Origin of the sequence: Paenibacillus sp. 102 (assembly GCF_039549175.1) — a bacterium.
In the GTDB taxonomy this organism is placed as follows: Bacteria; Bacillota; Bacilli; order Bacillales; family Bacillaceae_G; genus Bacillus_A.
The window spans coordinates 38011-50396 of sequence record NZ_JBCGHT010000009.1; the positions used below are offsets into that span (position 1 = coordinate 38011).

12 protein-coding genes are annotated in these 12386 nt (G+C 37.1%); 8 read left to right on the forward strand and 4 right to left on the reverse strand.

Annotation, left to right across the window (positions count from 1 at the left end):
- The first annotated feature begins 19 nt into the window (after nucleotides 1-19).
- From AAIE21_RS18540 to AAIE21_RS18570, 7 genes are all read left to right on the forward strand, one after another.
- Entirely contained in the window at nucleotides 20-484 is a 465-nt protein-coding gene (locus AAIE21_RS18540; RefSeq protein WP_343268129.1) for a molybdenum cofactor biosynthesis protein MoaE, read from the forward strand.
- Between the two features lie 3 nt (nucleotides 485-487).
- Nucleotides 488-724 carry a molybdopterin converting factor subunit 1 gene (gene moaD / locus AAIE21_RS18545; protein WP_343268130.1) on the forward strand — a complete coding sequence of 79 codons (237 nt, stop codon included), beginning with the start codon at nucleotides 488-490 and terminating at the stop codon, nucleotides 722-724.
- 284 nt (nucleotides 725-1008) lie between these two features.
- Entirely contained in the window at nucleotides 1009-3963 is a 2955-nt protein-coding gene (gene fdhF / locus AAIE21_RS18550; RefSeq protein WP_343268131.1) for a formate dehydrogenase subunit alpha, read from the forward strand.
- Nucleotides 3963-4442, forward strand: coding sequence for a helical membrane plugin domain-containing protein (locus AAIE21_RS18555; RefSeq protein ID WP_343268132.1), 480 nt, complete (start codon nucleotides 3963-3965; stop codon nucleotides 4440-4442). Before fdhF ends, AAIE21_RS18555 begins: the two co-directional genes overlap by 1 nt.
- 381 nt (nucleotides 4443-4823) lie before the next feature.
- Nucleotides 4824-5243 (forward strand): phosphate-starvation-inducible protein PsiE, encoded by a 420-nt coding sequence (locus AAIE21_RS18560; RefSeq protein WP_343268133.1) that lies wholly within the window; start codon nucleotides 4824-4826, stop codon nucleotides 5241-5243.
- A 14-nt stretch (nucleotides 5244-5257) separates the two neighbouring features.
- Nucleotides 5258-5611: a Na-translocating system protein MpsC family protein gene (locus AAIE21_RS18565; protein WP_343268134.1), complete on the forward strand. Its 354-nt coding sequence runs from the start codon at nucleotides 5258-5260 to the stop codon at nucleotides 5609-5611.
- Nucleotides 5612-5796: 185 nt separating this feature from the next.
- The gene (locus AAIE21_RS18570; protein ID WP_343268135.1) at nucleotides 5797-6174 is read left to right on the forward strand and encodes a nucleoside triphosphate pyrophosphohydrolase family protein; all 378 of its coding nucleotides are present in this window, start codon (nucleotides 5797-5799) and stop codon (nucleotides 6172-6174) included.
- Between the two features lie 170 nt (nucleotides 6175-6344).
- Here the strand turns inward: AAIE21_RS18570 and AAIE21_RS18575 are convergent, their stop codons facing one another.
- The 3 genes from AAIE21_RS18575 to AAIE21_RS18585 are packed head-to-tail and all read right to left on the reverse strand — an operon-like array spanning nucleotide 6345 to nucleotide 10113.
- The gene (locus AAIE21_RS18575) at nucleotides 6345-7481 is read right to left on the reverse strand and encodes a Ger(x)C family spore germination protein (RefSeq protein ID WP_343268136.1); all 1137 of its coding nucleotides are present in this window, start codon (nucleotides 7479-7481) and stop codon (nucleotides 6345-6347) included.
- Nucleotides 7478-8578, reverse strand: a complete 1101-nt coding sequence (locus AAIE21_RS18580) for an endospore germination permease (RefSeq protein WP_343268137.1) — start codon at nucleotides 8576-8578, stop codon at nucleotides 7478-7480. The genes AAIE21_RS18575 and AAIE21_RS18580 overlap by 4 nt, the downstream gene beginning before the upstream one ends.
- Nucleotides 8575-10113 (reverse strand): spore germination protein, encoded by a 1539-nt coding sequence (locus AAIE21_RS18585; RefSeq protein WP_343268138.1) that lies wholly within the window; start codon nucleotides 10111-10113, stop codon nucleotides 8575-8577. Before AAIE21_RS18585 ends, AAIE21_RS18580 begins: the two co-directional genes overlap by 4 nt.
- A 204-nt stretch (nucleotides 10114-10317) precedes the next feature.
- Between AAIE21_RS18585 and AAIE21_RS18590 the strand changes: the two genes are divergently transcribed.
- Nucleotides 10318-11385, forward strand: coding sequence for a thermonuclease family protein (locus tag AAIE21_RS18590; RefSeq protein WP_343268139.1), 1068 nt, complete (start codon nucleotides 10318-10320; stop codon nucleotides 11383-11385).
- A 41-nt stretch (nucleotides 11386-11426) separates the two neighbouring features.
- Here the strand turns inward: AAIE21_RS18590 and AAIE21_RS18595 are convergent, their stop codons facing one another.
- Entirely contained in the window at nucleotides 11427-12236 is an 810-nt protein-coding gene (locus tag AAIE21_RS18595) for an alpha/beta fold hydrolase (RefSeq protein ID WP_343268140.1), read from the reverse strand.
- Nucleotides 12237-12386: the final 150 nt, after the last annotated feature.

The window sequence follows — 12386 nt, forward strand, 5'->3', positions numbered from 1 at the left end:
GAAGAAGTGGTGAAAAAGAGTGAAACAAGAGTTATTTAAAGTTGTATATGACACGATATCTGTAGAAGAAGTAACAAATCAAGTTTCTAGAAGAGAAGCTGGTGCTATTACAATTTTTGTTGGAACTGTGAGGGAATTCACAAAAAGGAAGAAAACACTATCTCTTGAATATCAAGGATACGAATCAATGGCAGTAAAAATGCTGAGTCAAATAGGTAAAGAAATTAAGGAGAAATGGCCGGATACACAGGTCGCTATCACTCACAGAATAGGTAAATTAGAAATAACAGATATTGCTGTCGTTATCGCGGTTTCCTCCCCGCATCGTAAAGCGGCGTACCAAGCAAATGAATATGCCATTGAACGAATTAAACAAATTGTGCCTATTTGGAAAAAAGAATTTTGGGAAGACGGAACGATGTGGATTGGGGATCAATTAGAGACCACTAAATATCCAGAAGGACAACCAGGCAAGGAGGAATAAGAAGTGATTACGATTTTATTTTTTGCAGGAATACGTGAAGAAATTGGCTTAGATGAATTAAAAATAGTCGAAATGGAGAATATGACGATTCACCAACTAAAACAATACCTTCAAAATAAGTATTCTCTTTCATCTTTTAATCAAGTTATGACAGCTATCAACGAAAGCTTTGTAACAGATGAGGAAACGATAAAAAATGAAGATATCATTGCATTTATCCCTCCGGTAAGCGGGGGATAAGACGGGGACTTCTTTATTAGCTATTAGAAGAATTTGTTGTTGAGGTTAAATGTTTAAAGTATTATAATGAAAATGTAAACGAAAATATGAAAAAAAATCATTGATGTTGGGTAACGACAAATTGCTTTAACATCCTGTTTCTTTTCATTATACGTGGTGAGAAGGATTACTAGTAGGATAAAACTGCTTAGTTATTAGCCCGCCATAAAATAGAACGTGTATTTCAATTATACACTCTATTTTATGGCGGGCTTTTTTGATTTCTTTAAAAAGGAGAATTAACAATGGGAGGAACAGTACGAGTAAGAATTAATGGGCAGCAACATGAAGTAAAAGAAGGGACTCGAATTCTTGATTATCTTTTAGAACAAGGAGTGGAACATCCACACATCTGTTATTCAGAAGTTTTAGGTCCCGTTCAAACTTGTGATACCTGTATGTGTGAAATCGATGGCAAAATTCTGAGAGCGTGTTCGACAGAATTTGAGGAAGGCATGAATATTTTAACTTCCTCAGAAAGAGCCAAAAATGCACAAACAGAAGCAATGGATCGCATTTTAGAGAATCACTTACTGTATTGTACCGTTTGTGATAATAACAATGGAAATTGTCGTGTTCATAACACAGCAGAACTATTAGAAATTGAACATCAAACTCGTCCATTTAGGGAAAAAGGATACGAGGTGGATATGTCGCATCCTTTTTACAGATATGATCCAGATCAATGTATCCTTTGTGGACGTTGCGTAGAAGTATGTCAAGATTTACAAGTGAATGAGACCTTATCGATTGATTGGGAGCGCGAAATTCCACGTGTCGTGTGGGATGATGGTAAGTCCATCAATGAATCGTCGTGTGTCTCTTGCGGACAGTGTGCCACAGTTTGTCCATGTAATGCATTAATGGAAAAATCAATGTTAGGTGAAGCGGGGCTTATGACCGCGATTCCAAAAGACTTACTAGATCCTATGGTTGATCTTATTAAAGAAGTCGAACCGGATTATAAAACAATTTTTGCATTATCAGAAGTGGAAGCAGCTGCTCGTGATAAACGTACGAAAAAGACAAAAACAGTTTGTACATTTTGTGGTGTAGGATGTTCGTTTGAAGTATGGACAAAAGGACGCGAGATTTTAAAAGTTGAACCAACTGAAAATAGTCCTGTAAACAGTGTTTCAACATGTGTGAAAGGGAAATTCGGATGGGACTTTGTGAATAGTGAACAACGCCTTACAACTCCTTTAATTCGAAAAGGAGATGCGTTTGTTCCTGCTACTTGGGAGGAAGCACTTACATTAATCGCGGGAAAAATGGGTTCCATTAAAGAAACGTTTGGAGGAGATGCGATTGGCTTTGTAAGTTCATCGAAGACAACAAACGAAGAATCATACCTGATGCAAAAATTGGCTCGTCAAGTGTTTGGAACGAATAACGTGGATAACTGTTCTCGCTACTGTCAATCTCCTGCAACAGATGGATTACTGGCCACTGTTGGGTATGGAGGAGATTCAGGTACCATTCGAGATATTGAAAATGCAGGTCTTGTTATCACGGTTGGTGCTAACCCAACTGAAGGGCATCCTGTTTTAGCGACACGGGTGAAGCGTGCGAAGAAACTACGTGGACAAAAATTGATTGTGTCAGATCTTCGTAAGCATGAACTGGCAGAGCGTTCGGATTTATTTTTACATCCAAAACAAGGAACGGACTTCGTTTGGTTAACTGCTATTGCAAAATATATGATTGATCAAGGTTGGCACGATGAAGCATTTATTAAAGCTCGTGTAAATAATTACAAAGAGTATATAAAGCTTCTTAAAAAATATACACTCGACTATGCAGTTGAAGTGACAGGTCTTCCAAAAGAACAACTAATGAAGACAGCTAAAATGATTCATGAAGCAGATGGAACATGTATTTTATGGGGAATGGGTGTTACTCAAAATGTCGCAGGTTCTCATACGTCAGGTGCTATTGCTAACCTTCTACTCGTAACAGGTAATTTCGGTCGTACTGGAGCAGGAGCATTTCCACTTCGTGGTCATAACAATGTACAAGGTTCATGTGATATGGGATCTCTGCCACAGTGGCTCGCAGGAAATCAGCGTTTAACAGACAGCGAAGCACGCGCTAAGTTTGAAAAAGCTTACGGCGTAAAAATTTTTGAAAAGCCAGGACTTACGAACATTGATATGTTAAAGGCATCAGAAGAAGGAAAATTAAAAGCTATGTATCTTATGGGGGAAGACATGGCATGGGTCGATTCAAATGCCAATCATGTGCATGAAACCCTTAGTAAGTTAGAATTCTTTGTTGTTCAAGATGTTTTCTTAACAAAAACAGCGCAGTTTGCGGATGTTGTGTTACCGGCAGCTCCATCTCTTGAAAAAGATGGAACATTCACCAATACAGAACGACGTATTCAACGTCTATATCAGGTACTTGAGCCACTAGAGGAATCAAAACCAGACTGGTGGATTATTCAACAAATTGCTAAATACATGGGATTTGATTGGGACTATAAACATCCAAGTGAAATCATGGACGAAATTGCGAGTCTTTGTCCGACTTTTGCGGGAGTATCATACGAGAGACTTGAAGGATGGAATAGTTTAATATGGCCGGTACAAAAAGATGGAACAGATGAGCCACTTCTTTATACAGAGCGTTTCAATTTCCCTGATGGAAAGGCGCGTTTTTCTCTTACAGAATATATTCCGCCTATTGAATTTGCACAAGATTTTGATCTTACATTGAACAATGGACGACTTTTAGAACATTTCCACGTTGGAAATATGACAAATAAATCAAAAGGTCTTCAATATAAATTACCTGAAGTGTTTGTAGAAGTCTCACCTGAACTTGCTAGGGAACGGAAGGTGGAAGATGGATCATTAGTACGCCTTATTTCTCCATATGGTGCGATTAAGCTTCGTGCAGTTGTAACCGATCGAGTTCAAGGCAAAGAATTGTATGTTCCTATGCACTCAGTAAGTCATGAAAATGCGATTAATCTTTTAACTGGAAGTGTTGGAGACGTTCGGACACAGACTCCAGCCTACAAACAAATAAAAGTGAAAATGGAGTTAGTACCAGCGAAAGGGCGCAGACCACTTCCGATGTATAATCCTCGTTACGCAAAACGTAATCCTCAGTTAGGTGTCCAAGTGGAACGTAAATGGGCACGCAAAGATTACGAAGCAATTGCGGATTTGAATATACCAGGAGGTAAAAAATAATGGCAAAGCCAATTACGAAGATAGATGAGCCAATCCTTACCGAAAAGGAAAAACAAGATCAATCACTGAAAGAGGTTTTACAAGACTTATCCCAAAATGCTGATGGGATTAAAGAGACCATGCAACTTCTCCAAGAACTCCACGAAAGTGGAATTCTTGGGGCAATTAACAATCTCGTTGAAGCAAAAGAACAAGTAGCCAAAATAGCAGTAGGACAAATGTTACGTCCCCCTGTAACAAATGCCATTAATAATGCGATGGCTGCAGGTGGACTATTAACAGAAATGAACCCTGAAACAACAAAAAAATTGATGGGAGGCCTATCGAAAGGTCTTCAAAAAGCAGAGGAAGGGTTACAGGCGAATAAAAAAGTTAGTGTTTTTGATTTAGTAAAATTAATGAGAGATCCTGATGTGAATCGTGTTATCAAATTTTCTATTGATTTATTAAAAGGCTTAGGTGAAGGACTAAAGGATTAGCCTAAGTAGGGGACTCATAATTAGAAACAATAATTTAGTAGTCAGAATAGAAATTTCATAATTGGCTTTATACGGCTCTTAGATTGTGACTCAAGAATTTTTCCTCATCTGTTTTTAGTGATTACTGGATACAGATGAGGGGAAGTTTTAATTTTTGTTTTTAAAGATGTATTTTTCTACAGTTCATACTTATGGACTATCTTATTTAGGGTTCGGTAAGTATGTTTTTTCACCGACTGAATGTCATAATTCATTCCATACTTATTCTTTCTAATATTATTCTTTTATACATGGTGTAAAAATAGAAAAAAGTGGATTAAGTTGTCTTTGGGGGGAATTTCCATTCAAAGCGAAAGGGGATAATAAAGATGGAGGATACTGATGTTTGGATCGGATAAGCTAAAAAAGGGGAAGTGGCTGATAAAACTGTATCAAATGATATTGAATGCAGCATTGATTTTTCTTAGCTTTATGCTTGCTTATTTTCTCTTTAGAGAACTTTATTACATTGTAAAAGATATTTTCTGGGGTAATGGGAATATCCATGAGATTTTTGGTAAAATACTAATATTTTTCTTATATTTCGCTTTTATTTCTATGATTGTACGATATTTCAAAGAAGATTACCATTTTCCATTACGATACCTTCTATACATTGGGATTACAGCTACCATTCGATTTATAATAGTAAATAACGGAGAACCAATTCAAAATTTCTGGTTATCTATAGTAATTTTTGTACTTACAATAAGTTATATAATTTTACCGCACGCAGAAGCTAAAAAAGATTTAAAGGATTAGATAGGAGAAATGAAATGAAAAAAAATGTGGAACATCAATTCAATATGTTACTTCGTGAAATACGCAAAGAATATATTGGAAATGGCCCAAAAGAAATTACGACTCGTTTTGTAGGCCCTTGGGTCATTAGTGAGATGAAAGGCAATCTGACGAATGTGGAACATTTTATGATGGGTTCAATAGAAGGGCAACGAGTCGTTCATGAAGCACGAACTAAGTTAGTAAAACAGATTTACAAGAATCCTGTGGTTTTGAAAAAAATTGAGGAGATAACAGAAGCAAAAGTTGTGAATATCTTTACAGATATTGATATAGAAACTGATACAGCAATGACTATTTATGTATTTGATAAACCTATTCATGGGTAATGATTATCTATGATTTTGAATAACGATGGACTTATATTTTAGAATGGAAATGATAAGGCTATGGTGAAACCATAGCCTTTAATAGAGAGAGTGTAATAATTAAACACGCATATAAAGGTAAGGTATTTAATTATATATAACATTATAAATTTATAACAACATACAAAAATTAAGGAGGAGCTGTTATGGACATAAAAAAAATGATAGAGATGATAAAGGTAACAGAGGTTGATACAGAATTACTTGTTTCCAAAATACACAGAAATCTCATAAGCCTTTATAACAAAAAAGATATTAGAGATTACACTGAAATTTTAAACGATATGTTAGTATTAGCGGTTCACCTTAAATTTGATTTGGTTTTAAAATATTTTGGTGCAGTTCCGATTGTTGCTGCGGATGAAAGAATTCAATTTCAGGAAATATTTAAATGTCTAGGCACAAGAAACAACAATAAAGATTGGTTTTTAAATTTATTTTCTTTATTTTTAGGAATAGCTATTGTTTTTAAATTTGATACGAGTGAAATTGAAAGGAATTTCTGCGAAAAGAAAAGAAGTTGATGTTTTTTCTTTTGTTAAGGATCATGCATTTGCGAATATCCCCGGACTATGACCAAAACAGGAGAACCACCCACCTCAAGCTCGTGTAGAGGTAGGTGGGGGTCGTTCAATTGGATAAGTGTATGCGCCTGTATGCTATGAAGTGAAACCTTGCGTTTTTGTAACATCTTTCATTCAATAATTCCATTTTCTAGAATTCTTAGAGTGGGGGTTACTTTAACAATTGCTTCTGAGAACGTATTTGGCCATTCATTTTCAATTTCTTTCCATTGTTTATATTGAAAGGCACGTGCATAATCGCCAAACCCGAATGGATCAAGCTTCTGTCTTTGAACCTTATGGATTAAGTCATTGAAATCTTTCTCTAGCTTTTTCGTAATAAGTGCAGTTAATTTCTCCTCATCTTTTTTCATGTCTATATCAAATGTACGCTCTGCGATGGAAGCCTTGAGCTTCATCTTCATATCAAAAACAAAATGATTTCCATTATAGCGAGTTGAAATATCTCGGTTTATATCAAGGACATTTATCGTTACAAAGTCCTTTCCTTTTGTATTCCGAAGAGAACCTTGGATTGCAACTGGCACAGAGGGCATATGTATTGTAAGGGAAACAGGTGGGATTGCCTCCTTTTGCAGCATAAGAAGCAGTGCGCTTTCAGGGCGATTTAAAGACATCTTATAGATTCCTCGGCGAGTTAAAAGCGCAGAACCAGTGACTATGAGTTCCCTCTTTCCTTTTTCTATCTCGGAGATTGCAGGTGTTATTCCCTTATTAAAAGTTTGTCGATGGAATTCATGAAAAGTAGTAAAAACTGTACGATTATATAGTTTGTTTGTATTAATCAAATCAGTTAAATATTCAGGAAGTGGCGGCCTATCTTTAAAGTCATTATATATAATGGAAGAAACGGGTCCTTTCACAGCAACAAGACGCATATTTCCTGTGTTTTTTGGATCACGATACCATACATCAAGGTATGGCATAGCTCCTTCCTTTTCTAAAAAGTTTTGGCTGAATAAGACGAGTTGTAATTTTTCAGTAGAAACTAAACCATTACTTGAGCTATTAAACATTTCTTTCGCTTCCCTTGGCGTATTCGCTCGCGATTGATATACTTCATACTTTTTCTCAACATCTTCATTAAAATTAGGGGTTAAATTGTAAACTGTCAATTTTCCTTTTTTGTCCGTATCAAACCCGTAAATTAATGATATAGATTGTTTTTCCAGGTCAAGCCGGTCCATGCAGCCTGTTAGAAGGATTAACAGAAAGCAGGTCAAGATGAACTTAATGAACTGTATCATTTACTTCTCCTCCTTTGCCAGCGCTGACAAACTGTTATGTATAAGAGAAAGACAACAGGAAATATAAAAACAAAGAAATAACTAGTTTTTCCCCATAATTCCCTTAACGCATCTATTTGGTAAGAGGAAGGTGTGTAGAAGAAAAAAATTAAAACATATGCGGATAGTAAGATCCAAATAGGCAACGGTCCCCCTTTCTTATTAAATAATTGATTTATTCCATCCGTAGCAGTAAAAATGTAGGGAATACAAGAATCAAAGATAACAAAGAGATAGAACGACAAAAAAATAATTTCAAACCGTTCGAGAAATGAAAAGTGAAATGGTGTAACAAGAGAAAGTGTTGGCCATAAAAATTCTGTTATCCCATCCGGGCTAAAATAAACGAAACAAACGAGAGTGATTTGAAGATAAATGAACAACGTAATTACATTGGCGATGAAAATGCCTTTTCCTGCAGATTGTTTATTATTCAGATAAGGATAGAGGACAAATGCAAATTCAAATCCGAGAAAAGCGATTATGGTTGATTTCACAGTATTAAAAATTGGCAGCCATCCTTCCTTTAAAAGGGGGAGAAGATAGACCCAATGGCTATCTTTCAGCGGAATAAATAATAAGAGTGGCATCCAAAGCGTAAAGAAGAAATGAAAGACTGCATAGCGACTTATGATCCGCACTCCTCCGTGAGTTAACATATACATTGGAATAGCTAATAAAAGCATGATTAAATAACCTGGGGTTCTAGGCAAAATCCAAATATGAACCACCAATAAGAGAGAAAAAACCAAGGAAACAGCTGCGAGCAGAGAATATAGAATCCAGAGAACCATCCCTGCTTTTCCTACCCATTTCCCTAAATAACGAGTCAGCATATCAAATAAAGTATCTCCAGGATGCTTTGCCATGATTTGCACAATACATAGACTTACCAACGTAGTGAGTGCCCATCCGATAATAATTGAAATCCACCCGTCTGTGCTTGCCCCTTGTGCTACTTCCCTTGGAAGCGTCAGTACCCCGAATCCAACTTGAACACCGCTAATCGTTAAAATGTACTGTAGTAGAGAGATTTCCCGCTTTACACATTTATTCACTTATGATCCCCCTCTTCTTTCATGTTTCCTTGCTTGTTTCCTTGTTTAGGTCGGAGAGATAACGGTCGTTTCTTCAGCAGCCGCTGTGGTAAACGAATAAATGTATCTTTCAAATCAGAAATATGCAATGGTGAAATGGGACTGCCATAAGGAACACCGAGTGATTCTAAAGAAAGTAAATGAATAATGATTACTGTCATCCCGACCATAATCCCAATTATGCCAAACATAGAGGCGATAATCATCATAGGAAAACGAAGGAGCCGAATTCCTGATGACATTTCCAAATTGGGAATAATGAAAGATGCAATGGCGGTGATAGCTACGACAATCACCATAACATTACTTACAATCCCAGCCTGAACTGCCGCCTGCCCAATCACAATCCCCCCTACAACGCCTATCGTTTGTCCGATGGGACCAGGAAGCCGAATGGCTGCTTCGCGGAGCATTTCAAGCACCAACTCCATTAATAATGCTTCCAATATAGGGGGAAAAGGAATTTTGGCACGTGATTCTCCAATCGTTAACAGCAATTTGAGCGGAATAACTTCATAATGAAAGGAAATCATAGCGATATAAAGAGCAGGGGCAAAAATCGCAATAAATAATGCCGTAAGACGAAGCAACCGTATAAATGAAGCGATAGCTGATCTTGCACTGTAATCATCTATGGTTTGAAAAAAGGCTGGAAAAGTCATGGGCCCAATTAATACACCTGGTGAGCGGTCTACAACAATAGCAATTCGACCTTGCAGCAGCTGATGTGCAGTTGTATCTGGACGTTCAGTTATAGAAAACTGCGGAAATGGGGTGTATGAGTTATCCTCAATAAGACCTTCTAACGTACCAGTACTAAGAATTGTATCAATTTTGATAGATTGGATACGGCATTCCATCTCTTTAAGGGCATCTTCATTTGCAACATCTGCTAGATAAAGCATAGAAACCTTGGCGCTTGCTCGTTCTCCAACATTGAAATTTTTGACCTTTAACTCACGATTTGGGATATAACGACGAATGAGGGCAATGTTTTCGCCAGCTATTTCCGTAAAACCTTGGTGTGAGCTTTTCAATGAGGCTTCTGTCGATGGCTCCTGAATATTTCTCTTTGGTCCCCCTTGTGTTTCGAGTTCCAATGCTGTTACCTGACCATCGATAAGTAAAATGCTTTTACCATGTAGAAGAGCCTGTTCAATTTCTGACCATTTCTGAACCTTGTTGATCTGCCCAATGGAAACAGAAGACTTCCAAAAATCTTTCTCATTCCATTCCTGAAATAAGAGGGGGCGAAGAATATCTATATTAATGACAGTTTTATCTACTAATCCTTCCATATACAGGAGTGCAGCTCCTTGTCCATTCTTTAATGGAAAAGTTCGTGTAATCAGCTCTGGAATTCCGTCAAATAGTTGGGACAAATGATTTAGATTTATGGAAATAGAAGAAGAAATTATGTTGTTTAATACATTGTCAGCTTGTTCCTGCGTAGAAAAAGATTGTTTCCCTCGTAGCCGTTTATGAAAAGAGTCCATACATTCACCTTTTTCCTTGTTGTGTTTCATATGGTTTATTATGGAGGATTAGGTAAAAATCCATTCACGTAACGTATATTTAATAAAAATGGCAATCTAGTGAAATTTAGCAGTAATCCGACAAAATACGACATTGTCATACCTGTATATTTGCTATTCTGGATAAGTTCGTTATGTTTAGCAGATATATAGGGAGGATTTTGAATGACGAAAAAGATATTTTTACTTTTGCTTAGCAGTGTGTGTGCAATTAGTTTAACCGCATGCAATGGTGCAGATCATCAAGCAAAAGCAACAGAAAAAATTGAGCAAAAAGAAGATGTGAAAAAGGCGGAAGAGGCTAAGAAAGCGGAAGAAGCAAGAGAAGCGGAAGAATTAAAGAAGCAGCAAGAAAGTAGTACATATGAAGAAGTGACTGTTGAAGAGCGTGAAAACTATACACCAAATGCGACTGAAAATAAAGTACAGCACGCATCTTTAGTAGAGAATCAAGCACAACAAGTTGTAGATGAAAAAAGTAAAATGAATCAAAATCGCGTTGTGAATGCAACGGTTGTTAAAAATATAGATGGAGATACATTAAAAGTAAAGTTGGAAAATGGAAAAGAAGAAACAGTACGTTTTCTCCTTGTTGATACACCTGAGACAAAACATCCACGTTTAGGTGTGCAACCATTCGGACCTGAAGCAAGCGCATTTACGAAAAAACATGCAAGTGTAGGACAGCAAATTCAACTTGAGTTAGATGTAAGTGAGCGTGAAAAATATGGTCGTCTGCTAGCTTACGTATGGGTAGATGGACAAATGTTAAATCGTATGCTTATGGATCAAGGGCTAGCGCGCGTTGCGTATGTATATGCACCGAATACAAAGTATGTTGATTACTTACGAGAAGCACAACAAAAAGCACAAGCTGCTAAAAAAGGAATTTGGAGTGTGGAAAACTACGCAACGGATAGTGGATTTGATAAGGCGAAAGCATCGAAGCAGACTGCTCCAGCATCTGCACCAAAGCCAGCGTCGAAGCAAGAACAACCAGCGCCACAGCCGAAAGCAGAGCCGAAGCAAGAACAACCAGCACAACCGCAGCCGAAAGCAGAACAAAAGCAACATGTACAGCAACAACCGAATGAAAATTTACCACAAGAAACTCGCCAATTTCAGAATTGTAAAGAGGCGAAAGCCGCTGGATTCTCGAACATTCCAAAAGGGCACCCAGCCTATTCTTCTAAGTTAGACCGTGATGGAGATGGGATTGCTTGTGATAAATAAAAGAGAAAAAGAATTCGCTTAAGAGGCGAATTCTTTTTTTATTATGTGTTTAAGAACTGTAAAAGTGCCTTATTAAGATCATCTGCTTGATCAATTGGTGATCCGTGACCACTGTTAGTAAGTGGATATAACTTAGATCCTCTAATTCGCTGCTGCGTAAGCTCAGCGCTTTTGAAAGGAATGAGTTGATCATGAACTCCGTGGAATATCATTGTTGGAACATTTATTTGACTTAAATCTTTTGTTACATCTTCGTTTGCGGCTGCTTGTAGTATTTTAATAAGAGCATAGGAAGCAGATTGCAGTCCGAGGTAGGAAAACCATTCTAACGTAGCGGAACCTAGATTTCGATTAAAAAACATTAAGGATACATCGCTAAGAAATTTAGGGAGATTCATATACATTTGATTAATAAGGGCATCAGCTTGTTCCTTAGAAACACCGTAAGGGGACTCTTGATTTTTCACAAAAGAGGGGGAAACAGCATCTATCAATGCTAATTTTGAAATATGACGTCCATTATACCGAGACATATACCGGATGGAAAGAGCACCACCAACAGAAAAACCAACTAAAGTAGCGTTTTCTATTTGAAGGGCGTCTAACACAATCGCAATATCATCAGCTAAACGATCGTAGGAATAACCGTGCCATGGTTTATCAGATTGCCCATTTCCACGGATATCCATAGCGATGCAGCGAAACCCATGTTGAGGCAATATGTTAAATTGATATTGATACATTTGATGATTTAACGGCCAACCGTGAACGAAAAAAATAGGTTTACTGCCAGGGCCAGGGTTAATATCCTGTACAAAAATATGTACATCTTTTTCGACTGTAATAAACATTGTTTAGCCTCCCCTTAACTACTATATGAATCCAAAGTTTCCTATAATTTATTCCAAATATAATCAGTCCAAAAATCGTTGTTGTGTCATGTTTTTAATAAATTTATTAGCAAAAATTGTAGGGTTTTATCCAATTATTAAACTAGGTGT